Genomic DNA, 25503 nt, shown 5'->3' on the forward strand with positions numbered 1-25503 from the left:
TCGGCAGACTCACAGTTTTCGACCCAAATTTCATTTTGTTTTTTGCTAGCCCCAATTCGTAATGAGGCCTGAGTTTCGACGTGCAGTTTCTGTTCCGGGACCACCTTCTCGATACCGACCGGCGCGAGCTGAGCCGCGAGCAGGTTCCCGTTGCCGTAGAGCCGCAGGTTTTCGATCTCGTCGTCCACCTGATGCAGAACCGCGATCGGGTGGTCAGCAAGGACGAGCTGATCGACAAGATCTGGCACGGGCGAAGCGTCTCCGAATCCACCTTGACCAGCCGGATCAACGCGGCGCGCAAGGCCGTCGGCGACAGTGGCGCGAGCCAGGCGCTGATCCGCACCATCGCCCGCAAGGGCTTTCGCTTCGTCGGCCATGTCGAGGCCAAAGGTAGCACGATGGGTGGCGCAATCGCGCCGGAGCCCGGCTACGCCGCGCGGGTGCAGCGCGCCGCACTCACGCTTCCCGAGCGGCCGGCGATCGCCGTGCTGCCCTTCACCAATATGAGCGGCGCGGCCGAGCAGGATTATTTCTCCGACGGCATCAGCGAGGACATCATCACCGCGCTGTCGAAGCTGCGCTGGTTCTTCGTCATCGCGCGCAACTCCTCCTTCGTCTACAAGGGCCGCGCCGTGCACATCCGCGAGGTCGCGCGGGAGCTCGGGGTTCGCTACGTGGTCGAAGGCAGCGTGCGGCGGAGCGGCGAGCGCCTGCGCATCTCAGCCCAGCTCAACGACGTCTCGACCGGCAGTCATCTCTGGGCCGAGCGCTACGACCGCGAGCTCGCCGACATCTTCGCCGTGCAGGACGAGATCACCGAGGCGATCGTCGCCGCAATCGAGCCGCAGCTCTACGCTGCCGAAAGTTTTCGCGCCCAGCAGAAGCCGCCGGGCAGCCTGGATGCCTGGGACCTCCTGATGCGCGCGCTGTCGCATCACTGGCGCAGCACGCGCGAGGACAATGCCGCCGCGCAAGGGCTGCTCGAAAAGGCCGTCGCAATCGATCCCGCCTATGGCAAGGCGCTGGGACTGCTCGCGACCAGCCATATCTTCGGCGCGCATATGGGCTGGGCCGACATGGCCGCGACAGTGCCGATCGCAGAACGCGCGGCGCTCGCGGCGGTGGAGGCCGATCGCGAGGATGCCTGGGCCCATCATGGCCTTGCCTACACCTATCTGTTCCGCCGCCGCTTCGACGACGCGCTGGCGGAGTTCGAGCTGGCGCTGACGCTCAACCCGAACTTCGCGATGGCGCACGCCTTTTACGGCGTGACGCTGTGCTACGCCGGACGATGGCAGGACGGCGATGCCGCCGCACGTCGCGCGCTGCGGCTGAGCCCGCGCGATCCGCTCGCGGCGGTCTATTGCGGGGTTGCGGCCTATGCCAGGTTCGTCGGCCGTGACTATGACGGAGCCGTGCAGATGGCGCGGGAATCGATGCGGCAGCGCGGCGATTTCGTCGGCGCGCACCGCGTGCTGACGGCCGCCGCCGGGATGTCAGGAGATCCGGCGCTGGCAGCGTCCGCCCTGGAAGGCCTGCGCCGCGCCCAGCCCGAAGTCTCGCTCGCCTGGATCACGCGCGAGCTACCGATGCTGCGGGACGAGGACCGTGCGCACTATCTGGAAGGATTGCGGCGCGCGGGAATGAAGTGACCGCGTCCCGCTCTCCCATCGCAGCCGCGATCGCGAGCTAATTTAGGCGCTAGTCGTCGTCGGGCCCGAACAGCCTGATCTGCGGGAAGCCGCCGCGCGGCCGGCTGGCGTAATCACGCACATCGGAATCTTCGCGGATGTTGCGCGCGACGTCGTCCCAATCGGTGCGATCGCGCAAGCCGCGCTGCTCGCGGGAATCGTAGTGGCGGCGCTCGGTCCAGCGCTCGCGGCGCTCCATCCGGCGCCGCTCGGACGCAGCGCGCTTCGCATCGGAGTCCCTCGCCTTGGCATAGGCGTTCTCGGGTGAAGAGGCGGGCTCGGTCGAGGCCTGCTGCTCAGCCGGCTTTACGGCCTGCGGAGGCGATCCGATTGCTGACTTCGACTGTTCCTTGGACTGTTCCCTGGGTGGCTCGACCGCGGCCGCTGGCGAAGGCGGCGGCGCCGGCGGTCCGGCATTCGCTTGAGTGGTCTGCGTGTCGGGCTTTACAGCTTCCGGCTTCGCTTCGGCTTGCGCCGGCGCGGCAATCATTGCGCCGAAGGCTTGCGAGCCGGTGAGATAATTGACGCGTTCCGACGGCGCGCTCGTCTGTGCCGGCGCGCCCGCGGACTCCGCGCGCTGCGCCATCTTGCTGGTGTCCGGGCCCTGTTTGGACGCGACCGGGTTCATGATGTTGCCGGCAACGATGCCCCCGCCAAGACCGATGGCAATGGCCGCGATAATAGTTCCGGCACCGACGAAATAAGCTGTCGAGGCGCGCATTGATCCACTCCCTCTTTGGGGCGAGCAACGCACGTTGATTGCCAGATGTTCCTGATGCAGGAGCGGTTCCCGGAGGAACCCCGCGTGTCAGATCTGCTGCGCGACTTTTTCGAGCCCGATGAGGCGGGCGAGCTTGCGCACTTCTTCCTTCTGATCGTCACGCAACTGGAACAGCAGCGGCATGGCGGCCGACTTCAATTGCTGGACCTCGTCGCAATTCGGATCGATCTGCGCGCTGGGTGGCGCGTTCGGATTGGAGAGTTTGTTGGCCGAGATCTTGCGGACGACGTTGCGCAGCGCGGTCTCGACCGAAGGCCAGTAATATTCCTGCGACGAAGACAGCTTCAGCCGATCCCGGATGCCAGAGATCTGTGCGTCGGATAGCAGGGTATAGTGTTTCTGCGGCTGCGGCTTGGCGACAACCTTCGGCTTGGCCGGAACTTCGACGGCGGGAACTTCAGCCGCGGCGGGCGCTTCGGATGCATTCAACGACGCCTTGGGCATCGGGAAATCGGATGGCGTGGCGGCGGCAAAGGCCTGGCGCAGCGGCTCGGCCAGCACGGGCGCCCGCGAAAGCCTGTCGGCCGGCACCTGGACCGGCTCGATCGCGGCCGAAGCCAGGGCCAGGGTCGGAACCAGACGGTCGGCCTTGGCGGCGCGGTTGGTGGCGAGCGGCTTGGCTGGAGGCGTCTGCGCGATCATCTCTTCGCTGACGCTGGGCACGCTGTCCCGGCCAAGAATGGCGGTGGTGGCGGCACCCAGGACGAGGAAACAGGTCAGCACAACGATGGTGATGGCTTTGGACAAACGTCTCTCCGCGCCCAACTTCAAGTCCACGTGATCACTGCCCGACAACTGGGCGATAATTAAGGCTTAACCGTGCCATCGCGGCGGCAATCGCGCGGACTGCGGCGACATCGCCCGGAAAACTCAAGGAAATCAGGCAGCTGCCGAAAGGTCGTAGGCGTCCTGGATGTCGGCGACGATCTCCGAGGCCTCCCACACCGCGCGCGGCTCGACCGATTGCAGCGTCACCGTCCAGTTGCCGCCCCGGCGGGTGCGGGGGACGCTGACGATGTCGAACCGGACGTTGCGGCACAGCGGGTGGCGCGCCAGGGCATGAGCGACGCGGACGCGGATTTCGTCCAGCGAAGCCGCTGTCTTGCTGTTGAGAAAATCGAAGTCCATCGCCTGTCCCTCTCGGCCCTGACTGGCGGGCCGTGAGGGGGATTCTTGGCCGGCGTTGGTTAATCTGCCGTTAAATAAGGGGAGCGGAGGAGCCCGGGATTAACCGTGATCCACACCGTCGTGGCCCGGCTCGACGGGCTGCGCCTACGGCCCGCCCGCCGCACGATATTCGGCGAGCGTCCGCGCAACCAGCTCGTCAAGCGCCGGCACGTCCGTCACCCCCGAGGTTGAGTGCCCGCCGCTCCAGATGTCGCGCCAGCGCTTTGGCCGGCTCTCGCGCGCGGCAACGTCGATATCCTCAGCGATATCGATCGCGCCGCGTGCCGGGAGATCGTCGGGATCGAGGCCGGCGGCCACGATCGACGGCCTCAGCATGCTGGTCTGCAACCCCGTGAACGCAGTGGTGAGCAGAATGTCGTCGGCGCAGCTCTCGACCAGCATGCGCTTGTAGCGTTCGTCCGCCATGCTCTCGCGCGTCGCGATGAACTTCGTGCCCATATAGGCGAGATCGCAGCCGAGCACTTCGGCCGCATGCAGCGCTTGGCCGTCGCTGATGCCGCCGGCGAGCACGATGATGCCATCGTAGAATGCGCGCACCGCGCGGACGAAGGCGAACGGATTGAGCCAGCCGGTCTGCCCGCCCGCGCCCGCCGTGAGCAGCACGAGCCCATCGGCACCTGCTTCCGCCGCCCGTTCGGCGTGGCGGATCGAGGCGACGTCCGCCAGCACCAGCACGCCGGCGTCATGCAGCGGCTTCAGCACAGGCGCGGGCGAGCCGACCGAGGTGATGACGATCTCCGGCTTGTGCCGCAGCAGCACGGCGAGATCCTGCGCGAGCCGCGCATTGGAGCGATGCACGATCAGGTTCGGGCAGAGCGGCGCAGCCTTGCGGCCGGATTGGTCTTCGTGCCGGCGCAGGCGCGTCGCGATCGCGGTGAGCCATTCATCGAGCTGCTCCGTGCTGCGGCAATTCGCGGTGGGGAAGCTGCCGATCACCCCATGGCGGCAGGCCGCGACCATGAGCTCGACGCCCGACACCAGGAACATCGGCGCTGCGATCAGCGGCAGAGCGAGACGATCGCCGAAGCGTTGCAGTCGATCTGATGGCACGCAAATCTCCTCGTCACGCTTGCCTCCCGGTGCGGGCTTTGTCGTTTCCTCCCGCAGTCTCTGTGCTAGCGTCATCGGCAACATTGGCACGCCAGAAGCCGGTGACAAAGCAACGAGGAAACATATGTCCGATCCGCTCCACGCATCGTCCCCGACTTGTGCGCAGACGCTACGGGCGCTGTCGCGCTATCCCGGCCGCACAGCGTTCGCCTGGCCCGAGGGATCGCTGAGCTATCAGGGCACTCTCGACCTGATCGGACGCATCCAGGGCGTGTTCATGCGGCTTGGCCTGCAGGCGGGCGCGCGCGTCGCCTTCCTCACCGCGAACCGCGCCGACAGCTGGTGCGCCGGTGTCGCTGCGCAATTGTCGCGGCTCTGCATCACCTGGCTGCATCCGCTAGGATCGCTGGAGGACCAGCTGTTCCAACTCGAGGATTCCGAGGCCGTGATGCTGGTGGTCGACGCAGCCGCCTTCCGCGACCGCGGCGGCGAGCTCTCCGCGAGGGCAACCCGGCTGAAGGCGGTCTTCACCACGGGGCCGGCCGGTTACGGTGTCGATCTGCTGGCGGCGATCGAGAGCGCGGGACACGCCAGCGCGCGGTGCCTCGCCGGTCTCGACGATCTCTCCACGCTGAACTACACCGGCGGCACCACCGGCAAATCCAAGGGCGCGCTGCGCTATCACCGCGAGAACGCCGGAGCCGCCGCTGCGATCCTCGCCGATTTCGAGATCCCCGACGCCGCCCGCTACCTCACGGTCGCCCCGATCAGCCATGTCGCGGGCACGAAAGTGCTGCCGACCTTGATGCGCGGCGGCACCGTGCACATGCTGAAGGGATTCGATCCCGAGGCCGTGCTGACCACGATCGCGCGCGAGCGCATCAACTTCACGCTGTTCGTGCCGACCATGATCTACGTGCTGCTCGATCATCCCTCGCTTGATAAGACCGACCTGTCCTCGCTCGAGCTGGTGCTCTACGGGGCGTCGGCGATGTCGCCGAACCGGCTGGTCGGGGGCATCGAGCGGATCGGGCCGGTGTTCTCGCAGCTCTATGGCCAGACCGAATGCTACCCGGTCTCGGTGCTGCGCAAAGCCGACCACGATCTTAAGGCACCCGAGCTGTTCCTGTCCTGCGGCTTCCCGATCGCAGCCTGCGAGGTCAAGATCCTCGACGACAACGACCAGGAGGTGAAGACCGGCGAGGCCGGCGAGATCTGCGTGCGCGCCCCGCACGTGATGGCGGAATACTGGAAGCGGCCCGACATCACCGCCGAGACGCTGAAGAACGGCTGGGTCCACACCGGCGACATCGCGCGCAAGGACGAGCGCGGCTACATGTTCATCCTCGACCGCAAGAAGGACATGATCGTCTCCGGGGGCTTCAACATCTTTCCGCGCGAGGTCGAGGACGTGCTGTCGCAGCACGCCGATGTCGCCATGGTCGCGGTCGTCGGCATTCCCGACGAGAAATGGGGCGAGGCCGTCACCGCCATCGTCGTGCCGCGCGAGGGCGCAAGGCCTGATCCGGACGAGCTGATCAACCTCGTGAAGACGCGAAAAGGCTCGGCGCATGCGCCCAAGCAGATCCAGTTCGTGAAGCAGCTGCCGATGACCGGTGTCGGCAAGGTCGACAAGAAGGTATTGCGTGCGGGGTTCTGGAGCGGGCGGGACCGGATGGTGGGGTAAAACCCCGGGATTTTACGGTATGATTGTGGCCCCGGCACCACAACGAGCAACGGAGTATGCGCCGGCAATGGCCGCCCGATTGCAGGCGAATCGGGGAATCACCTAGACCGCTGACGGGGCTGGGAAGCGGAGTAAGCAATGAGAGTCGCTTCCCTGGAAAGTGCAGTCGCCGCGGTCACCTTGATCACGGCTATCGTCGTGGTGCTGTGGGAGATCAAGATCTTCTACGGAATGTGAACTGGCAGGATGCCTCGTCGCACACGACCAAGCATCCCTTCCGCGGCGGCGGAAGCCTGCCGTTCAATCGGCTCACAGAGCGACAGCAGCAAAGGCCGTCACGCTCACCGCTTCTCGATCACCAGGCTCTGCACCGCGCGGCCGAAATAGCCTTGCCGGTCCGCCAGCCGCGACATTGCGAGCCCCGCGCCGTCGGGTCCGATCCAGGAGTCGCCGTCGAGCAGGATCCAATCGCCAATGGGCTGGCGCGAGAAATTCACGGTGAGGTCGGCGTTGATGTAGGTCCAGGCGCGAAAATCGAGCGTCGAGGCGGTGCCGTTGGAAAAATCGGCGGCGACCACGGCGCGCATGGCCTGCGAGATCGCTTCGCCCTCGATGAGCGGATGATCGACGCGAAACCAGATCGCGCCGGCGCCGGCCTGGCCGAAGCGGCCACGCGCGGCGCGCATCGAGACCGAACGCACGAACGGGCTGGTGGCGGCGTGACCGTCCTCGACCAGCGCGTCCTCCGGCATGGGCAGCGTCACCGGCACCGCCTTGACGTCGGCGGGCAACGACAGCGCCTGGCGCCTGATCTTGAGCACGGTGGCGCCGACGACCTGCAAACCGTCGGCGAGCAGCTTGATTTCGCAGAGCTGGATCTTGCGGCCCTCACGCAAGACGTCAGTCACGATCGTCAGCGGCGCGACCGGAACGGGCCGCATCAGATCGATGGTGACGCGCGCGATATCCATCGGAGCAGGCGTCGGAATGCGTTCGGCCGCCCATGTCACCAGCGAGGCCGGCGCCGAGCCGTGCTGCATGCGCCGATCCCAGGGACCGGCGGCATCCGGACTGGTGACGACGCTGTCGCCGTCGACACGGTAGATGGGGGGCATGTTTTAATCAGTCTTGGTTGACGTTCCCCGGACGCTGCGCAGCGCGTAGCGGTGCGCTGCTGATCCGGGGTCCGTGCCTTGCGGCGATGGGTCCCGGCTCTGCGGAGCAATGCTACGCACTGCACCGCGTCCCGGACACGAGAAACTACAACGGCGGATCGATCGCCTCGTCGTATTCCTTCTTGAAGCGCGCGATCAACTCGGCGGCAGGCATAACCTTCTCTACGCTGCCGATGCCCTGGCCCGAGCCCCAGATTTCCTTCCAGGCCTTCGGCTTGGCGCGCTCGCCGGAAGCGTCGGTGCCGAAATTCATCTTGGAGGGATCGGAGGTCGGCAGATTTTCCGGATCCATGCCGGCGGCGAGGATCGAGGGTTTCAGATAATTGCCGTGCACGCCGGTGAAGAGGTTGGAATAGACGATGTCGTCGGCGGTCGAGCCCGCGATCATCTCCTTGTACTTCTCCACCGCATTGGCTTCCTTGGTCGCGATGAAGGCCGAGCCGATATAGGCGAAGTCGGCCCCTAAGATGCGTGCGGCGCGGATCGCCTTGCCGTTGCCGATCGCACCCGACAGCGCGATCGGGCCGTCGAACCATTTTCGCGTCTCGGCGACGAAGGCCAGCGGCGAAATGGTGCCGGCATGGCCGCCGGCACCGGCCGCGACCAGGATCAGGCCATCGGCGCCCTTCTCGATCGCCTTGTGGGCGAATTTCTGGTTGATCACGTCGTGGAAGACGATGCCGCCCCAGCTGTGCACGGCCTGGTTCAGCTCCTCGCGTGCGCCGAGCGAGGAGATGATCATCGGCACCTTGTACTTGGCGCAGAGCTGCATGTCGTGGTCGAGACGGTTGTTCGACTTGTGCACGATCTGGTTGACCGCGAACGGCGCCGAGGGCTTGTCGGGATGCGCGCGGTCATAGGCCGCGAGCTCCTCGGTGATGCGCGCCAGCCATTCGTCGAGCAGCTCCGGCGGCCGCGCGTTCAGTGACGGAAACGAGCCGACCACACCTGCCTTGCACTGCGCGATCACGAGATCGGGCACCGAGATGATGAAGAGCGGCGAGCCGATCACGGGGATCGACAGGCGTCCTTTGAACAAGGCAGGCATGGACATTGCAGGACGATCCTCTGTTGGCAGGTCAATGGAAGGTTGACCGCCATACCAACAAGGCAATCTTTCCACTGTCAAGTATTGCGTTTTGGCGCCGTAGGCGGCACCCCGCGACACTATTCCAAGATGCGGAATTCTTTCCTCGTCATTCCAGGGCGACGCGTCAGCGTCGAACCCGGAATTCATCGGGCATCAATGCGCGTAGCGAGATGGATTTCGGGCTCGCGCTACGCGCGCCACGGAATGACAGCGACCGCCTACCCCAGCAGATCCGGATTGATCAGCCGCTCGAACGAGAACATCTCGTCCCACTTCTCTTGCGTCAGCAGCTTGCGTTCGGCCACCACGATCTGGTGCAGCGACTTGCCGCTCTTGTAGCCCTCGCGCGCGATCTCGGCGCATTGCTTGTAGCCGAGCAGCGGCTTCAGCACGGTGACGATGCCGAGCGAGTTGAGCACCATGTTGCGGGTGTGCTCCTCGTTGGCAGTGATGCCGACGACGCAATTCTCGCGCAGGCTGTTGACCGCGCGCTCCATGGTGCGGATCGAGAAGAACAGCGCGAACGAGATCACCGGCTCCATCACGTTGAGCTGGAGCTGGCCGGCGCTGGCGGCCAGCGTCACCGTGGTGTCGAGGCCGATGACGAGGAAGCTGGTCTGGTTGACGACCTCGGGGATCACGGGATTGACCTTGCCCGGCATGATCGAGGAGCCCGGCTGCAGCTGCGGCAGGTTGATCTCGTTGAAGCCGGCACGCGGGCCGGAGGCGAGCAGACGGATGTCGTTGCAGATCTTGGTCAGCTTGCTCGCGGTGCGCTTCAACACGCCCGAGAGCTGCACATAGGCGCCGGTGTCGGAGGTCGCCTCGACGAGGTCGCCGGCGAGAATGAAGTCGACGCCGGTCAGCGCGCTGAGGTGCCGGACCGCGAGCTTGGGATAGCCGACCGCAGCCGTGACGGAGGTTCCGATCGCGGTGGCGCCGAGATTGATCTCGCGCAGCAGCGCACGCGCTTCCGAGATGCGGTCGACCTCCTCGCCGATCGTGGTGCCCCAGCCCCGGAATTCGGCCCCGAGCGACATCGGCACGGCATCCTGCAGATGCGTGCGGCCCATCTTCAGGACACGATCGAACTCGCGACCCTTGGCGAAGAACGCTTCCTGGAGCTGACGCAGCGCGGTCATGTAGCTCTCGAGCCGCAGGATCAGCGCGAGGCGAAAGGCGGTCGGATAGGTGTCGTTGGTCGACTGGCCGTAATTGACGTGATCGTTGGGGCTGACGTGCTGATAGTCGCCCTTGCCGAAGCCGAGCGATTCCAGCGCGAGGTTCGCGATCACCTCGTTGGCGTTCATGTTGGTGGAGGTGCCGGCGCCGCCCTGGATGAAGTCGGTGACGAACTGGTCCATCATGTCGCCGGCGATCACGCGGTCGCAGCCGAGGATGATCGCGTCCGCGACCTTGGCCTCGATCGCGCCGAGATCCCGATTGGCCATGGCGGCGGCCTTCTTGACGTAACCGAGCGCCTTCACGAAGTAAGGCTCCTGGTTCATCGGAATGCCGGTGATGTGGAAGTTCTCCTTACCCCGGATGGTCTGGACGCCGTAATAGATGTCGTCGGCGATCTCACGCTGTCCGAGGAAGTCCTGCTCCGTACGGCTCATGGGCGCTCCTTGTTGCTCGCGCGACGTCCTCTAGTTCTGGCACAGCGCGCTGGTCACGAAAGTGTCGGTGCGGCAGTCGTCCGGCTTGCGAGCCCTGCCGGGAATCAGGACCTTGGCCGAGCATTTTTCCGCGGAGTCGGCATTCAGGCTCTTGCCGTCCTTGTAGCCCTTGCTCTGGCAGAGCTGGTCGGCGGCCTGCTTGCAATCGGGCGCGCCGTTGGACGAGGGCGGACAGGCCACCCGGCCCGACACCATGGTCGAAGGCTTCGCCAGCCGCGACAGATCGTTCATGGTCTCGCTCGGGCTTTTGATCGGCGGCAGGATCGAGGGCAGCTTGTCGAACAGCTTGCCCATTTCATTGATCAGCCCGGGATTTTCCGCTACCGCCGGCGGCGCCGATGGAGCGGGCGTCGACGGCTGAGGCGCGGCCTTCGGCCCCTGCTCCTGCAAGCCAAGCACCGGCGGAGCGGATTGCGGCCATCCGGTCCCGGCGGCACCGAGCAGGACCAGCAGCACTGCTGATATCAGCGTCCCGAGCCGCAAGGCCGGATTGCCGGATCGAACCATCATGACGGCAACCGTAGCCGAACCCGGCCCGGCGGCAAAGCGCGGGTTACCAAGTGAGCATGATCTCCGCGCAAACGCGTTCCGCGTTTGTCGCGAGGGAAAACCGCTTCACACCTTGCGCTGACGCGGCCCTTCGGATCCGGATCATGCTCTAGATCAACTTGATCGCCACCACGAAGCCGAGCACCAGCACGGCAGCACCGACCGCCACCACGAGACCGAGATGCTTCTCGATCTGGACCCGGATCCAATCGCCATAGCGGTTGAGCAGGATGGCGACGATGAAGAAGCGTCCGCCGCGCGCGACGATCGAGCAGATGGTGAACAACAGAATGTTGTAGCCGGCAAAGCCCGAGGTGATGGTGACGAGCTTGTAGGGGATCGGCGTCAAACCCTTGAGCAGGATGATCACCGCGCCCCACTCCGCATAGGAGGCACGGAAGGCGTCGACCTTGTCGCCGAGGCCGTAGACCTGGATCAGCCAATGACCGACCGAGTCGAACAGCAGCGCGCCGATGGCGTAGCCCAGGATGCCGCCGAGCACCGAGGTGATGGTGCAGACGGCCGCGTAGAGCCAGGCGCGCTGCGGGCGCGCCAGCGACATCGGAATCAGCATCACATCCGGCGGCACCGGAAAGAAGGAGCTTTCGGCGAAAGACACCGCTCCCATGATCCAGAGCGCGTAGGGCTTGTGAGCGGCGTCGATGCACCAGTCGTAGATACGTTTCAGCATGGCGCCGCGATGAAGCACCATGGGACGGATTTGTCCATGCCGAGATTGAGGCGAATTATGACGTTTCTAGTGGCGCTTGCGCGCGGCACGCCCCTCGAGCGCGACAATTGGCCGCCTGGCAGCCACGCGCGGTGACGCGACCTTGGGCAGCTTCATCGACGATTTCGGCAGCTTCTCGGCAATGCCGAGCATGTCTTCCCGCCGCGTCATCTCGCGCCAGACGTCCTCGGGGCGCACGCCCGCAGAGGCCCAGAGCACGGTGAGATTGTACAGGAGATCGGCGCTTTCCCGGATCACGGCGTCGGTATCGCCATTGACGGCATCGATCACGACCTCGATGGCCTCTTCGGCGAGCTTCTTTGCCATTTTCGAGGGCCCGCGCTGAAACAGCCGGGCCGTACGCGATGTTGCCGGATCAAGATCCCTGGCCGCGAGCACAGCCAGATATAGCCGCTCAAGCGAATCACTCATGGTACTCAAAACTACTCTAAACAAATGGCGAGCGTGTTAACGCGCGGCAATAAAAGCAGAAAACAGGCCGGCGCGGCAAGCGCGACGGCCTGTCATGGTCAACTCCAGCTGCCAGAGCTAGTAGCAGTTCTGGTAGTAACCTTGGCCGCAGAACTCGGACGGAGCGGTGCCGCCGTAGCGCTGATATTGGAAGTTCGGGCCTGGACCATAATAGGGCCCGTAGGAAGGGCCGCTGTAATAGGCGGGACCGCCGTAATAGCCATAGCCCGGACCGTAGTCATAGGCATAGGAGTCACGGGTCGCGGCGATGGCAAGACCGGTGCCGATGGCCGCGAAAGCCGCAGCTGCGGCCGCGCCGCCTCCGCCACCATGCCAGTGACGGCCGCCTGCATAGGATGCGGTCGGGGCAAGCGCGGTCAGCGCCAACACCGCCGCGGTGGCAAGAACGGCCTTTCGGCCCGCAAACTTGGAGAATCGCTCGAACATGTCTTGGGCCCTCCTTGGGACCTGGAATGGACGCCTGCGGACAGGCTCATGCCTTTCAAACCCGCACAGCCTAAGTTGGGTTCCCCAACCCCAACACAAGCTGAACGGGGTTGCGTAATCGTGCCGCAACCGCCGCTCATCTGCCGTTCATGTTGGCGCGGAGAGACTGGCCGCAGCCGGCTGCCGTAAAGCGTCACGAAACCATAACAATGCGGAACCCGGCGCAATCGATGTCAGGATTCAAGACGACCGCCCTGCGTTGCCTGCTGGCTCTCTCGATCTCGCTTGCAACGCTCGTTGCACGCGATGTCAGTGCGGCCGAGACCGCTGCGCCGTCCGTTGCGATCCATTTCACCTTCGACCGCCCGCTCGACGCGAGCATGGCGCCGTTCTTCCTTGCGGCGAAGGACGGCAGGTTCAGCGCCGAACGTCTCAACGTGTCCTTCAACAGCGCAGCCGGCTCGCCGGAGGCGCTCGCACGCGTCGCCAAGGGCGACAGCGAGCTTGCGCTGATCGACATCAACGAGCTGATCCGCCTTCGCGACAAGGAGGACTCGGCGCCGGTCAAGGCGGTGTTCGTGCTGTTCAACCGCGCGCCCTACGCGATCGTCGCGCGCAGGAGCCGCGGCATCCATCTCTTGCCCGATCTCGACGGCAAGACCGTCGGCGTTGCCGACGGCGACCTGTCGATGCGGCTGTGGCCGGCGCTGGCGCAGCAGAACGGCATCAAGGCATCGCGCGTCAGATTCCACAAGATTGGCGCTGCGGTCCGCGAGCCGATCCTGTCCGCAGGGCAGGTCGATGCCGTCGCAGGCTTCAACTATCTCTCCGCGGTGAACCTGCGCGACCGCGGCGTGCCCGGAGCCGATCTCGTCGTGCTGCGTTATGCCGACTATGGCTGCGAGGCCTATGGCTTCGCCGTGGTGGTCAATCCCGCCTTCGCCGCGGCGAAGCCGGACGCCGTGAAGGGCTTCGTCCGCGCCTTGATCGCCGGCATCAATGCGACCATCAAGGAGCCGGCACGTGCGGCGGACGAGGCCGCTGGCCGCATCGACGACGGCGACCGCGACCTGGAGCTGGAGCGCCTGCGCACCGTCCTCGTCGACAACATCCTGACCGACGAGGTCAAGCGCAACGGCCTCGGCGGCGTCGAGCCCGCGCGCCTGGAGCGCTCGATCGACCAGATCGCGCAGGACTTCAAATTCCGCAAACGGCCCACGGCGGGCGACATCTTCGACGACCGGTACCTGCCGCCGGTGGCGGGGCGGCTGATCAACTGAGCAAAACTGACAGCTTCCGCTATATCTCCCGCGCGATCCCTGCTTAAAATACGGGCTCCGTTACCCGCTCGAGTTCGTTAGCCCGCATGCCCATCCTCCGTCTCTACACACGTGTTCTCGAGCTGCTCGGCAAGGAGGCGCGGCTGGGCTGGCTGCTCGCGGTCGCCAACCTCCTGCTCGCTGCCTCGCAATTCGCCGAGCCCGTACTGTTCGGGCGGATCGTCGACGTGCTGTCGGGCAAGACGGTGGCCGGGTCGAGCTCGGCCTGGCCGTTCCTGGTAGCCTGGGTCGCGTTCGGGCTGTTCACTATTCTCTGCAGCGCGCTCGTGGCCTTGCAGGCCGACCGGCTCTCGCACCGCCAGCGCCAGGCGGTGCTGACCGATTATTTCGAGCACATCCTGCAATTGCCGCTGACCTTCCATTCCGGCACCCATTCGGGCCGGCTGATGAAGGTGATGCTCAACGGCACCGACGCCTTGTGGCGGCTGTGGCTCGGCTTCTTCCGCGAGCACTTTGCCGCGATCCTCTCGGTCGTTGTGCTGCTGCCGCTGTCGCTCTACCTGAACTGGCGGCTCGCGATCCTGCTGTTCGTGCTCTGCATCGTCTTCACCGCACTGACGACCTTCGTGGTGCGCAAGACCTTCGGCATGCAGATGGCGGTCGAGGAGCAATATAGCGAGCTGTCCGCGCGCGCCTCCGATGCACTCGGCAATGTCGCGCTGGTTCAGAGCTTCGTGCGCGTCGAATCCGAGGTGAAGGGACTGCGCTCCGTCGCCGACGAGTTGCTGGCCGCGCAGATGCCGGTGCTGTCATGGTGGGCGCTCGTCACCGTCATCACGCGCGCCTCCACCACCATCACCGTGCTCGCGATCTTCACGCTCGGCATCGCGCTGCACGACCAGGGGCTGACCTCGGTCGGCGAGATCGTGATGTTCGTGAGCTTTGCGACGCTGCTGATCCAGAAGCTCGAGCAGGTGGTGAGCTTCATCAACAACGTGTTCATGGAAGCGCCTCGCCTGCGCGAATTCTTCAATGTGCTCGACGCCGTGCCCGCAGTGCACGACCGGCCCGACGCGATCGACGCCGGCAGGCTGTCCGGCCTCGTCGAGTTCAACGACGTCACCTTTTCCTACGACGGCAAGCGGCCGGCGATCGAGGACCTCACCTTCACCGCGCTGCCCGGCCAGACCATCGCGCTGGTCGGTCCGACCGGCGCTGGCAAATCCACCGCGATCGCGCTCCTGCACCGCGCCTTCGACCCGCAATCCGGCTTCATCAAGATCGACGGCATGGACGTGCGCGGCGTCACGCTGACCTCGCTGCGCCGGAATATCGGCGTCGTGTTCCAGGAGGCGCTGCTGTTCAACCGCTCGATCGAGGAGAATCTGCGCGTCGGCAAGCCGGACGCGACCGAGGCCGAGATGCGCAAGGCGGCCGAGCGTGCCCAGGCGCTCGATTTCATCGAGCGCAGCGGTGGCTTCGAGACCAACGCCGGCGAGCGCGGCCGCATGCTCTCCGGCGGCGAACGGCAGCGGCTGTCGATCGCCCGCGCGCTGCTGAAGGATCCCCCGATCCTGATTCTGGACGAGGCTACCTCCGCGCTCGACGCCCTCACCGAGGCCAAGGTGAATGCCGCTCTCGACGAAGTGATGAAGGGCCGCACCACCTTCGTGATCGCGCACCGGCTCTCCACCATCCGCAACGCCACGCGGATCCTGGTGTTCGAGAACGGACGGGTGATCGAAAGTGGAACTTTCGACGAACTCGTGGCCAAGAGCGGCCATTTCGCCGAGCTCGCCAGGGCCCAGTTCATGGTTCACGAGACCACACGGGCCAGTGTGACAGCCGCAGAGGCTGCTGCGACTGCTGCCAAATCCCCGTAGCAAGTCCCCACAGGATCGTCGAAATTCGGCCTATTTCATTGCGGAATACCCCACTCATGCCCCTGTTCTCGACGCACCAGCCGGTATAGGTTTGCGGCGCCGCAAGCGGCGGCGCTGGATTTCAGAACCGACAATCAGATCACGAGCACCGCCCGTATCAGGCGGGTCTCCAAGGACCGGAATCGGATAGTGCACGCCCTACGCCCGCTGCTTCGCAAATCGCTGTTCAACCTGTTCGCTGCCACGCTCGCATGTGCCGCGCTGCTCGCGCCGCGCGGGGCGAGCGCCGAAGCGCTGCTGCTGATCGAGGCCGACACCGGTAAGGTGTTGCAGGCCGATAACGCGACCATTCCCTGGTATCCGGCCTCCGTCACCAAGATCATGACAGCCTATGTGACGTTGAGGGCGGTCAAGGACGGCAGGCTGACGCTCGACACGCTGCTCACGGTATCGCCGACGGCGGCCTCGCAGTCGCCCTCGAAGATGGGGTTCCGTCCGGGAACGCAGCTCACCGTCGACAACGCGCTGAAGATGATGATGGTCAAGTCGGCGAACGACATGGCCGTGGTGCTCGCCGAAGGCGTCGGCGGTTCGATCGACGGTTTCTCCGCGATGATGAACGATACCGCGAAGAAGCTCGGCATGACGCAGACCAGCTACGTCAATCCGAACGGCCTGCCCGCCGACGGCCAGATCACGTCGGCGCGCGACCTCGGCATCCTCGCGCGCTCGTTCCTGCGCGACCTGCCGGAATACGAATACTTCGTGCACATCCCGGCGATCCGCTTCGGCAAGCGCACCACCGGCAATTTCAACAAGCTGATCGGCCGCTATCCCGGCGCCGACGGTTTCAAGACCGGCTTCATCTGCGCCTCCGGCTACAACCTCGTCGCCTCGGCCACCCGCAACGGGCGCCGGCTGATCGCGGTGGTGCTCGGCGCCAATTCCGGCACCGCGCGCGCGGTGAAGGCGGCGCAACTGCTGGAGCGCGGCTTCAGCCAGGACAATCTGACGTGGCTGCGCCCCTCGCTCGGCACGGTCGATAACCTCGTGCCGGTCGATGCCTCGCCGCCGAACCTGCGCGACGAGATGTGCGGCGGCCATCGCAAGCGGCCGGCCAGCGACGACGACGATGCGCTGATTGCGGCCAATGGCGGCACCAGCGGATCGGCCTCGGCCACCGGCGGCGAAGCCCAGGTGACCTTCTTCACCGCCGGCCTCCAGCCGCCCCTGATGAAGGCCTCCGAGCTGATGGCCTCGGCTCCCGCGGCGGCCGAGCCCGTGCTGGTCTATACCGGCCCGACCCGCACCGGCACCGCCCTGATCGCGGCGGTCGCGGCCGATGCCGACCAGCAGGCCGCGTCAAAGCCGCGTGGCAAGAAGTCGCGCGTGGCCAAGAAGCCTGACGCGGCCGACAAGCCGAAAGACGCGGGCAAGGACGCCGCCAAGGACACCAAGACAGCGGCCGTGAAGCCTGTCGCCAAGCCGGCTGAGGCCAAGGGCAACGATAAGAGCGACGCGAAGACCGCGGCGAAGCCTGCGGCGCCCAAGCATGCTGCCGCCAAGCACGACGCGGCGGCAAAACCCGCCGAGAAGCCCGCGGCTAGCAGCGATCCGAAGCCCGCCAAGCCCAAGGCCGCGACAAAGCCCGCCGCCAAGCCGGCCAACAACAGTTAACGGCGCGCCGAGCCGGGCCCCGCGCTTCGCACCTGCGGCAGCGCGGTAACTCGACGATTCCGGTAGCCACTCCCTGACCGATGTCTTAAGCCTCGACGACTTGCCACCCGTTCCGGCAGGCTCGATACTGGCAGCAATGAGGCAAGCCCGAGACACAGCGGGCTCTGGTAGATGAGGGGAGTTTTCCATGGAGCGCATCTGGCTCAAGCAATATCCGCCCGGCGTGCCCGCCGATATCGAGCCGACCCAATACGCATCGCTGGTCGATCTTCTCGAAGAGAGCTTCACCAAGTTCGCCGACCGCAAGGCGTTCATCTGCATGGACAAGTCCATCAGCTATCGCGACCTCGACCAGATGTCGGTCGCGCTCGCCGCCTATTTGCAGGGCCGCGGGCTGCAGCGCGGCGCCCGCATCGCCATCATGATGCCGAACGTGCTGCAATATCCGATCGCGACCGCCGCCGCGCTGCGCGCCGGTTTCGCGGTGGTCAATGTCAATCCGCTCTACACCCCGCGCGAGCTCGAGCACCAGCTCAAGGATTCCGGCGCCGAAGCCATCATCGTGCTGGAGAACTTCGCCCACACCGTCGAGCAGGTGATCGCCAGGACGCAGGTCAAGCACGTGATCGTCGGCAGCATGGGCGACCTGCTCGGCTTCAAGGGCGTGATCGTCAATCTCGTCGTCCGCCGCGTCAAGAAGATGGTACCGGCATGGTCGCTGCCGGGCTCGATCTCCTTCAACGATGCGCTGTCGGCCGGCCGCGGCATGACCTTCAACAAGCCAAAACTCTCGCCGGGCGACGTCGCCTTCCTGCAATATACCGGCGGCACCACCGGCGTCTCCAAGGGCGCCACCCTGCTCCACCGCAACATCGTCGCCAACGTCCTGCAGAACGACGCCTGGCTCCAGCCGGCGCTCGCCGCGCCGCCGCATGTCGACCAGCTCATGATCGTCTGCGCGCTGCCGCTCTATCACATCTTCGCGCTGACGGCCTGCTACCTGCTCGCGGTGCGCGCCGGCGGCTGCAATCTCCTGATCCCCAACCCGCGCGACATCGCCGGCTTCGTCAAGGAGCTGGCGAAATACCAGGTCAACAGCTTCCCGGCCGTGAACACGCTCTACAACGGCCTGATGCACCACCCTGATTTCAAGAAGCTCGACTTCTCCAAGCTGAAGATCTCCAACGGCGGCGGCATGGCGGTGCAGCGCCCCGTGGCCGATCAATGGAAGGCGATCACCGGCTGCTTCATCGCCGAGGGCTACGGCCTGTCGGAGACTTCGCCGACGCTGACCTGCAATCCGGCAACGGCAACCGAGTTCACCGGAACGATCGGCATTCCCGTGCCATCGACCTACATCTCGATCCGCGACGACGACGGCAACGAGGTGCCGCTCGGCCAGGCGGGCGAGATCTGCGCCAAGGGTCCGCAGGTGATGTCGGGCTACTGGAACAGGCCCGAGGAGACCGCCAAGGTGATGACCGCGGACGGCTATTTCCGCACCGGCGACATCGGCATCATGGACGAGAAGGGCTACACCAAGATCGTCGACCGCAAGAAGGACATGATCCTGGTCTCGGGCTTCAACGTCTATCCGAACGAGATCGAGGAAGTGATCGCGAGTCATCCGGGCGTGCTCGAATGCGCCGTGATCGGCATCCCCGATTCCAAGTCGGGCGAAGCGGTGAAGGCTTTCGTGGTGAAGAAGGATCAGAACCTCACCGCTGAGGCGGTGATCAAATTCTGTCACGAGCAGCTCACCGGCTACAAGGTGCCCAAGCACATCGAATTCCGGAGCGACCTGCCCAAGACCAATGTCGGCAAGATCCTGCGACGCGAGCTGCGCGACGAGAAGAAGGCTCAGGCGGCGTAAGCGCGTCGCCGATTCATGACCGCGGTCGGCGATATCACGCCATCGGGCATTCTCGCCTTCTGGCGCGAGGCCGGCCGCGAGCGCTGGTACGAGCGCAGCGACGCTTTCGACGCGGAAGTCAGGCGCCGCTTTCTTGCTTTGTGGCAGGAGGCGATCGCCGGCGACCTGGCATCATGGGAAGGCAGCGACGACGGCGCACTCGCGCTGGTCATCGTGCTCGACCAATTCCCCCGCAACATGTTCCGCGGCACGCCCCAGGCCTTTGCCAGCGATGCGCTGGCGCGCGACGTCGCCCGCCGGGCGATCGATCGCGGTGTCGATGCCAGGGTCGATCCGGTCCTGCTCGAATTCCTTTATTTGCCCTTCATGCATTCGGAGCACCTGCCCGACCAGCTGCATTGCGTCGCGCTGTTTCAGAACACCGAGAATGCTGAAAACCTGAAATACGCCCGGGAGCACGCCGACATCATCCAGCGGTTCGGCCGGTTTCCCCACCGCAACCACCTGCTCGGCCGCGACAGCACCGAGGAAGAGCAGGCCTTCCTCGACAAGGGCGGCTTCGCCGGTTGATGACATCACGGTGAAGGGGCCCCACCCTCACCGCTTCGCCCGCCAGCAATATTGTGCAGGCCCGCGGCACGGTCTAATAAGCGGGATCGATATTCAGGGAGACCGACAATGGCGATCCAGACTGGCGACAAGCTGCCCGAGGCGAAATTCCGCGTGATGACGGCGGAAGGCCCGCAGGTGAAGACCACCGACGATATCTTCAAGGGCAAGAAGGTGGCGCTGTTCGCGGTGCCCGGCGCCTATACCGGCACCTGCCACAAGATGCATCTGCCGAGCATCTTCCTCAACGCCTATGCCCTGAAGGACAAGGGCGTCGATAGCATCGCCATCGTGTCCGTCAACGACGCCTTCGTCATGAACGCCTGGAAGCGCGACACCGACCAGCGCGACGAGGCTATCTTTCTCGCCGACGGCAATGCCGATTTCACCAAGGCGATCGGCATGGAGCTGGACGCCTCCGCCAACGGCCTCGGCATCCGCTCCAAGCGTTATTCGATGCTGGTCGAGGACGGCGTGGTGAAGAAGCTGAACCTCGAGGCGATGCCCGGCAAGGTCGAGGTCTCCGGCGGGGATACGCTGCTTGGGCAGCTGTAAGGCGGCCACCGCCTTCAGCCAATCACTCGGTGTCGTCCCGGCGAACGCCGGGACCCATACTCTCAGGGTGGAGTAGCGGAGCGAGCTGGTCACCACGAGTCTTCGCCAAACTCGACCCGGTGGGTATGGATCCCGGCTTTCGCCGGGATGACGGCAGTGAGTGGAGCGCCGGCAGCCCCCTACTCCGCCAGCCTCTGCTGCAACCTAGCCTTCACGATCCCGTCCCGCGCCAGCTGATCGGCACGCTCGTTCTCTGGATGCCCGGCATGGCCTTTGACCCAATGCCAGCGGACCTCGTGCGCCTTCAGCGCGGCATCGAGGCGCTGCCATAGCTCGACATTCTTCACCGGCTTCTTGTCGGCGGTGCGCCAGCCGTTGCGCTTCCAGCCATGAATCCAGCCGGTGATGCCCTGCCGGACATACTGGCTGTCGGTGTAGAGATCGACCGTGCACGGCTTCTTCAGCGCTTCGAGCGCCGAGATCGCCGCCATCAGCTCCATCTGGTTGTTGGTGGTGTGGCGCTCGCCGCCGTTCAGCTCTTTTTCCTTGTCGCCGAACTTCAGGATCGCGCCCCAGCCGCCCGGCCCGGGATTTCCCGAGCAGGCGCCATCGGTATAGATCGTGACATTGGGAAGCTCGCTCACGCGACCAATCCTGACGGCATCAGCCCATAATCGCGTACGCTCGTCACGCTCTGGTGGAAGCGCAGCTTGCGGACATATTCCAGCGGATCCTTCGGCTTGACCAGCGCGCCTTCGGGGACGTTGAGCCAGTCGACCAGCCGCGTCAGCAGGAAGCGGATCGCAGCACCCCGCGCCAGCAGCGGCAGTGCGGCCTCTTCGGCCTCGCTCAGCTTTCGCACGCGGCCATAGGCATTGAGGAAGGCGCGCGCCTTGGTGACGTTGAAGGAATGATCCGGCTCGAAGCACCAGGCGTTGAGGCAGATCGCGACATCATAGGCCAGCATGTCGTTGCAGGCGAAGGTGAAGTCGATGATCCCCGAGAGCTGGTCGCCGAGGAAGAAGACGTTGTCGTTGAAGAGGTCGGCGTGGATCACGCCCTCCGGCAGATCGCCCGGCCAGATCCCGCTCGAGAGATGGTCGAGCTCGGTCGCCAGGAAAGCGCGCAGGCCCGGCTGCACCTCGTCGGCGCGGTTCGAAGCCGCATCGAACAGGGGCCGCCAGCCCGCGACCGACAGCGCATTGGCGCGCCGAACCGCAAAATTCGCACCGGCCAGATGCATCTTCGCCAGCGCCCAGCCGACACCGGCGCAATGGGCCACGTTCGGCTTGCGCGGCCACATGCCTTCGAGAAAGGTGATGATCGCCGCGGGACGCCCCGACAGCTCGCGCAACGCCTCGCCGTCTCTTCCCTTCACCGGCAGCGGGCAGTTGATGCCGTGCTCGGCCAGATGCGTCATCAGGGCGAGGAAGAACGGCAAATCGTTCTTCGCCACGCGCTTCTCGTAGAGCGTGAGGATGAACGAGCCCTCGGTCGTATGCAGCAGGAAGTTGGTATTCTCGACGCCCTCGGCGATACCCTTGTAGGAGAGCAATTCGCCGAGCTCGTATTGCTTCAGGAAATCCGCAAGCTCGTCGGCGGCAACGTCGGTGTAGACCGCCATAAAGGTCTACTCGGCGGCGGCTTCGGGGCGCACCTGACGCGGCAGCGGGAAGAACTCGTTCTCCTCCGCGGCCGAGACCGTCTCCACATGCAGCGTGTAGCGCTCGGCGAAGGCGTCCATGATCTCCTCGACGATCACTTCCGGCGCGGACGCACCCGCGGTGATGCCGAGGCTCTTGATGTTGCCGAACTTGTCCCAGTCGATGTCGGTGGCACGCTGCGCCAGCACCGCAATCCCGCAGCCCTCGCGCTCGGCGACCTCGCGCAGGCGCTGCGAGTTCGACGAATTGGGGGCGCCGACGACGATGAGCGCGTCGACCACCGGCGCCACCTTCTTCACCGCGAGCTGGCGGTTGGTGGTGGCGTAGCAGATGTCTTCCTTGTGCGGCCCGTTGATGTTCGGGAAGCGCTCCTTCAGCAGCGCCACGATCTCCGCGGTGTCGTCGATCGACAGCGTGGTCTGGGTCACGAAGGCGAGGTTGTTGGGGTCCTTCGGGGAGATGGTCTTGGCGTCCTCGGCGGTCTCGATCAGGGTCACGGCGCCGGTCGGAAGCTGGCCGAGCGTGCCGACCACTTCGGGGTGATGGGAGTGGCCGATCAGGAAGATCTCGCGGCCACGCTTGAAGTGGATCGCGGCCTCGCGGTGCACCTTGGTCACCAGCGGGCAGGTCGCATCCAGCGAGAACAAATTGCGGGACTGGGCGTCGGCCGGAACCGATTTCGGCACGCCATGGGCCGAGAACACCACCGGCGCGCTGGTGTTTTCCGGGATTTCGGCCAGCTCCTCGACGAAGATGGCGCCCTTCTTCTTCAACCCGTCGACGACATACTTGTTGTGCACAATCTCATGGCGAACATAGACGGGGGCGCCGTACTTATCGAGCGCCCGTTCCACGGTGTCGATCGCCCGGACCACCCCGGCGCAGAAGCCACGGGGAGAACAAAGCAGGATCTTGAGGTCTGGTTTGGCTGACATTGAGCGATCTCGGGACCGAATCACCTCGCCAAATGGGCGGGAAGCGGTCGATGGATGGAATAGGGCTTGGGTACGGGCTTACAGGGAATTGGGCCCCCTTTCGGGCGCTGTCAAGGCACTATCTATAGCAGAACCATTGCGTGGCTACCCCCTCCGGGCTTATATAGCGCGAATTCCCAGTCATCGCTGATGACCACCGGTTTCGCCTCCAGAGGGGTGGGCGAAGCACAAAGGAGATTTGCCATGAGCAACGCACCTCTGATGCCCAAGGCGACCGCCGTCTGGCTGCTCGACAACACCGCGCTGACCTTCGACCAGGTCGCCGATTTCACCAAGATGCATCCCCTCGAGGTGCGCGCAATCGCCGACGGCGATGCTGCCCAGGGCATCAAGGGCATGGATCCCCTCTCCAACGGCCAGCTGACCCGCGAGGAGATCGAGAAGGGCGAGAGGAATCCGGATTATCGGCTCCGCCTCCAGGAGAGCAAGGTGGTGCTGCCGCCCCAGCCCAAGCGCAAGGGCCCGCGCTACACCCCGGTCTCGCGCCGCCACGAACGTCCGAGCGCCATCCTCTGGCTGCTGCGCAACCATGCCGAGCTCAAGGACGCCCAGATCATGCGCCTGGTCGGCACCACCAAGAGCACCATCGCGAGCGTGCGGGACCGCACCCACTGGAACACCTCCCAGCTGACCCCGATCGACCCCGTCACCCTCGGCCTCTGCTCGCAGATCGAGCTCGATTTCGAGGTGGCGCGCGCGGCCAAGGAGAAGCCGATCGACGCAGCCTATGGCGGCGCCACGCTGCTGCCGGCCTCCGAGACCACCAAGAAGGACGAGTTCGAGCCGGCCGAGCGATCGAACGACGACCTCAACCTCGACGCCGTGTTCGCCAAGCTGAAGACGCTCGGCGGCAAGAAGCAGGAAGACGAGGAGGAGTAGTCCCTCTCCCTCTCTTCCGTTCGCTTCAAACGCAAAAAGCGCGGCAGGAAACCTGCCGCGCTTTTGTTTTTTCCCCCTCTCCCGGTGGTCGTCCCCGCGAACGCGGGGACCCATAACCCCAGGGAGAGGTTTGGCGAAGACTCGTCGTTCGGTACTGCGCTTTCTATCGATAGCTTCCGCGGTATGGGTCCCGGCGTTCGCCGGGACGACAGCGGAATTCGTTGCTCTACGCGAGCGCTCCTCAGAACTTGTACGTCACGCCGGCGCCGACCAGCCACGGATCGATATGCGCGGTGCCGGTGACCGGCAGGCCGGAGACGGTGGCGCTGTAGTCCGGACGCAGCCAGAGCTTCTTGACGTCGACGTTGAGACCCCAGTGCCGGTCGATCATGTAGTCGAAGCCGAACTGCACGGCGCCGCCCCAGGCGTTGCTGACATGCAGGTTGGTGGTGGTGGCGACGATCGCGGGCGGACCGGCGATTGCGGCAGGCGAATTGGCCGCGGAATTGTTGAAGAACACGGTGTAGTTCACGCCGGCGCCGACATACGGCTTGAACGCGCCGAACTGGTCGAAGTGATATTGCAGCGTCAGCGTCGGCGGCAGCAGCGTGGTCTTGCCGATCGGCAGGTTCGCGAGCGAGCCGGTGCCGCTGATCGAGTGCCGGGTCACGCCGAGGATCAGCTCCGCGGCGATGTTCTTGGTGAAGAAGTAGCTGATGTCGAGCTCGGGGACGACCTGATCGCTGATCGAAAGGCCGGAGTTCGGCGAGGACAGCGAGGGCACGCCCGCCACATTGACGGTCGAGCCGCCGGCATCCGGCAACACGCCGAGCACGCGCAGACGCACCATCCACGGATTGAACGCCTCCACCGGCGGCGGCGCCTTCTTGTAAACCGGCAAATCGGCAGCCTGCACCGATGCAAACGTGCCCGCGAGCATCGCGCCAACCGTCGCAAGCCGCGCCAGGTTTCTTGTCGTTCTCTGCATTTCAATCCCCTTCAGCCTTCACTCGCGCGTCGTTGCGCGACATGAGCGTCAGAGCAGAAGGGGGGCGCCGAAGGATTTGACTTCGATCAATTCAGCCAGACGCAGCCACGATTTGGCCACGGCGTTGCAGATCTGTCACGGAAATCACGAATGCGGCGCGGCAGGATAATGCCGCACCTCACATCAGGGCCGCTCGGGATGGTTCAGCATGTATTCGCCGAGGTCGCGCTGGCGGCGATCTGCACGGGCGGTGGCGGCGTTGCGCTGAACGTCGCGATCCTTGCGGCAGGCCACGTATTCCGGCGATCCCTGCGCATTGCCCCGGCTCAGGCAGACCGCATCGTCATCGTCGCCGCCCACCGCTACCGGCGTCTGGTAGCGCGCGGAGCAGGCGGAAAGAGCGATGGCAAGCAGCACAGCTGCAAGCAGGCGCGGCGCGGCGGCGAATGGCATACGAGGTCCCCTATTGGCCGGCCCTGTTTAGCGCGGAATGAGGAGATTGTAAGTCGGCAACACCGTCATACCGGGCGATGCGAGCATCGAACCCGGAATGACAGACCAG

The 25503-nt window shown here is 65.1% G+C and carries 25 protein-coding genes; 9 read left to right on the forward strand and 16 right to left on the reverse strand.

All coding sequences use genetic code 11. The features are described from left to right. Positions 1-80 precede the first annotated feature (80 nt). Complete coding sequence (locus tag XI04_RS33160) at positions 81-1652, forward strand: winged helix-turn-helix domain-containing tetratricopeptide repeat protein (RefSeq protein WP_271610152.1); 1572 nt, start codon at positions 81-83, stop codon at positions 1650-1652. A gap of 49 nt (positions 1653-1701) precedes the next feature. On the opposite strand, the gene XI04_RS33165 is transcribed toward XI04_RS33160, so the two are convergent. The 4 genes from XI04_RS33165 to XI04_RS33180 all read right to left on the reverse strand — a co-directional run bounded on the left by XI04_RS33165 (position 1702) and on the right by XI04_RS33180 (position 4710). After that, entirely contained in the window at positions 1702-2412 is a 711-nt protein-coding gene (locus XI04_RS33165) for a hypothetical protein (protein WP_097669130.1), read from the reverse strand. A gap of 87 nt (positions 2413-2499) precedes the next feature. Further along, positions 2500-3219 (reverse strand): hypothetical protein, encoded by a 720-nt coding sequence (locus XI04_RS33170; RefSeq protein ID WP_271610232.1) that lies wholly within the window; start codon positions 3217-3219, stop codon positions 2500-2502. 132 nt (positions 3220-3351) lie between these two features. Next, a complete protein-coding gene (locus tag XI04_RS33175) occupies positions 3352-3600 on the reverse strand; it encodes a hypothetical protein (RefSeq protein ID WP_028140683.1) in 249 nt (82 codons plus the stop codon). Positions 3601-3744: 144 nt separating this feature from the next. Continuing rightward, positions 3745-4710: an NAD(P)H-dependent flavin oxidoreductase gene (locus XI04_RS33180; protein WP_271610153.1), complete on the reverse strand. Its 966-nt coding sequence runs from the start codon at positions 4708-4710 to the stop codon at positions 3745-3747. Positions 4711-4834: 124 nt separating this feature from the next. Between XI04_RS33180 and XI04_RS33185 the strand changes: the two genes are divergently transcribed. Further along, positions 4835-6397 (forward strand): AMP-binding protein, encoded by a 1563-nt coding sequence (locus tag XI04_RS33185; protein WP_271623888.1) that lies wholly within the window; start codon positions 4835-4837, stop codon positions 6395-6397. Positions 6398-6738: 341 nt separating this feature from the next. On the opposite strand, the gene XI04_RS33190 is transcribed toward XI04_RS33185, so the two are convergent. The 7 genes from XI04_RS33190 to XI04_RS33220 form a co-directional block, all read right to left on the reverse strand. Continuing rightward, a complete protein-coding gene (locus XI04_RS33190; RefSeq protein ID WP_271610155.1) occupies positions 6739-7512 on the reverse strand; it encodes a thioesterase family protein in 774 nt (257 codons plus the stop codon). A gap of 145 nt (positions 7513-7657) precedes the next feature. Beyond that, positions 7658-8626, reverse strand: coding sequence for an NAD(P)H-dependent flavin oxidoreductase (locus XI04_RS33195; RefSeq protein ID WP_028140687.1), 969 nt, complete (start codon positions 8624-8626; stop codon positions 7658-7660). Between the two features lie 254 nt (positions 8627-8880). After that, the gene (locus XI04_RS33200) at positions 8881-10281 is read right to left on the reverse strand and encodes an aspartate ammonia-lyase (RefSeq protein WP_038948858.1); all 1401 of its coding nucleotides are present in this window, start codon (positions 10279-10281) and stop codon (positions 8881-8883) included. Between the two features lie 30 nt (positions 10282-10311). Next, on the reverse strand, positions 10312-10851 hold the full coding sequence (locus XI04_RS33205) for a hypothetical protein (protein ID WP_271610156.1): 540 nt from the start codon (positions 10849-10851) through the stop codon (positions 10312-10314). A gap of 148 nt (positions 10852-10999) precedes the next feature. Beyond that, on the reverse strand, positions 11000-11602 hold the full coding sequence (locus tag XI04_RS33210) for a YqaA family protein (protein ID WP_080670090.1): 603 nt from the start codon (positions 11600-11602) through the stop codon (positions 11000-11002). Positions 11603-11647: 45 nt separating this feature from the next. Continuing rightward, the gene (gene hisE, locus XI04_RS33215) at positions 11648-12052 is read right to left on the reverse strand and encodes a phosphoribosyl-ATP diphosphatase (protein WP_028140691.1); all 405 of its coding nucleotides are present in this window, start codon (positions 12050-12052) and stop codon (positions 11648-11650) included. Positions 12053-12169: 117 nt separating this feature from the next. Continuing rightward, positions 12170-12538 carry a hypothetical protein gene (locus XI04_RS33220; RefSeq protein WP_028140692.1) on the reverse strand — a complete coding sequence of 123 codons (369 nt, stop codon included), beginning with the start codon at positions 12536-12538 and terminating at the stop codon, positions 12170-12172. Between the two features lie 230 nt (positions 12539-12768). Here XI04_RS33220 and XI04_RS33225 point away from each other — a divergent pair, with 230 nt between their 5' ends. From XI04_RS33225 to XI04_RS33250, 6 genes are all read left to right on the forward strand, one after another. After that, positions 12769-13818: an ABC transporter substrate-binding protein gene (locus tag XI04_RS33225; protein WP_271610157.1), complete on the forward strand. Its 1050-nt coding sequence runs from the start codon at positions 12769-12771 to the stop codon at positions 13816-13818. An 86-nt stretch (positions 13819-13904) separates the two neighbouring features. Further along, positions 13905-15701 (forward strand): glucan ABC transporter ATP-binding protein/ permease, encoded by a 1797-nt coding sequence (locus XI04_RS33230; RefSeq protein ID WP_097669127.1) that lies wholly within the window; start codon positions 13905-13907, stop codon positions 15699-15701. 189 nt (positions 15702-15890) lie between these two features. Beyond that, the gene (locus XI04_RS33235) at positions 15891-17378 is read left to right on the forward strand and encodes a D-alanyl-D-alanine carboxypeptidase family protein (RefSeq protein WP_038948863.1); all 1488 of its coding nucleotides are present in this window, start codon (positions 15891-15893) and stop codon (positions 17376-17378) included. Between the two features lie 187 nt (positions 17379-17565). Next, positions 17566-19251 (forward strand): long-chain fatty acid--CoA ligase, encoded by a 1686-nt coding sequence (locus XI04_RS33240; RefSeq protein WP_028140696.1) that lies wholly within the window; start codon positions 17566-17568, stop codon positions 19249-19251. A 15-nt stretch (positions 19252-19266) separates the two neighbouring features. After that, on the forward strand, positions 19267-19821 hold the full coding sequence (locus XI04_RS33245; protein WP_271610158.1) for a DUF924 family protein: 555 nt from the start codon (positions 19267-19269) through the stop codon (positions 19819-19821). 108 nt (positions 19822-19929) lie between these two features. Beyond that, a complete protein-coding gene (locus XI04_RS33250) occupies positions 19930-20415 on the forward strand; it encodes a peroxiredoxin (protein WP_018321314.1) in 486 nt (161 codons plus the stop codon). Positions 20416-20594: 179 nt separating this feature from the next. On the opposite strand, the gene rnhA is transcribed toward XI04_RS33250, so the two are convergent. From rnhA to ispH, 3 genes are read right to left on the reverse strand one after another with little or no spacing between them, the layout of a single operon-like run. Next, complete coding sequence (gene rnhA, locus XI04_RS33255; protein WP_028140698.1) at positions 20595-21059, reverse strand: ribonuclease HI; 465 nt, start codon at positions 21057-21059, stop codon at positions 20595-20597. Beyond that, the gene (locus tag XI04_RS33260; protein ID WP_271610159.1) at positions 21056-22039 is read right to left on the reverse strand and encodes a homoserine kinase; all 984 of its coding nucleotides are present in this window, start codon (positions 22037-22039) and stop codon (positions 21056-21058) included. The genes rnhA and XI04_RS33260 overlap by 4 nt, the downstream gene beginning before the upstream one ends. A 6-nt stretch (positions 22040-22045) precedes the next feature. Beyond that, the gene (gene ispH, locus XI04_RS33265) at positions 22046-23014 is read right to left on the reverse strand and encodes a 4-hydroxy-3-methylbut-2-enyl diphosphate reductase (RefSeq protein WP_271623889.1); all 969 of its coding nucleotides are present in this window, start codon (positions 23012-23014) and stop codon (positions 22046-22048) included. A gap of 243 nt (positions 23015-23257) precedes the next feature. Here ispH and XI04_RS33270 point away from each other — a divergent pair, with 243 nt between their 5' ends. Further along, positions 23258-23953: a DUF1013 domain-containing protein gene (locus tag XI04_RS33270; protein WP_028140701.1), complete on the forward strand. Its 696-nt coding sequence runs from the start codon at positions 23258-23260 to the stop codon at positions 23951-23953. A gap of 241 nt (positions 23954-24194) precedes the next feature. Here the strand turns inward: XI04_RS33270 and XI04_RS33275 are convergent, their stop codons facing one another. Both XI04_RS33275 and XI04_RS33280 read right to left on the reverse strand, forming a co-directional pair. Continuing rightward, a complete protein-coding gene (locus XI04_RS33275; protein WP_028140702.1) occupies positions 24195-24941 on the reverse strand; it encodes an OmpW/AlkL family protein in 747 nt (248 codons plus the stop codon). Between the two features lie 183 nt (positions 24942-25124). Beyond that, on the reverse strand, positions 25125-25394 hold the full coding sequence (locus XI04_RS33280) for a hypothetical protein (RefSeq protein WP_038948868.1): 270 nt from the start codon (positions 25392-25394) through the stop codon (positions 25125-25127). Positions 25395-25503 lie beyond the last annotated feature (109 nt).

This window comes from Bradyrhizobium sp. CCBAU 11430, from assembly GCF_028128855.1.
Lineage (GTDB): Bacteria > Pseudomonadota > Alphaproteobacteria > Rhizobiales > Xanthobacteraceae > Bradyrhizobium > Bradyrhizobium ottawaense.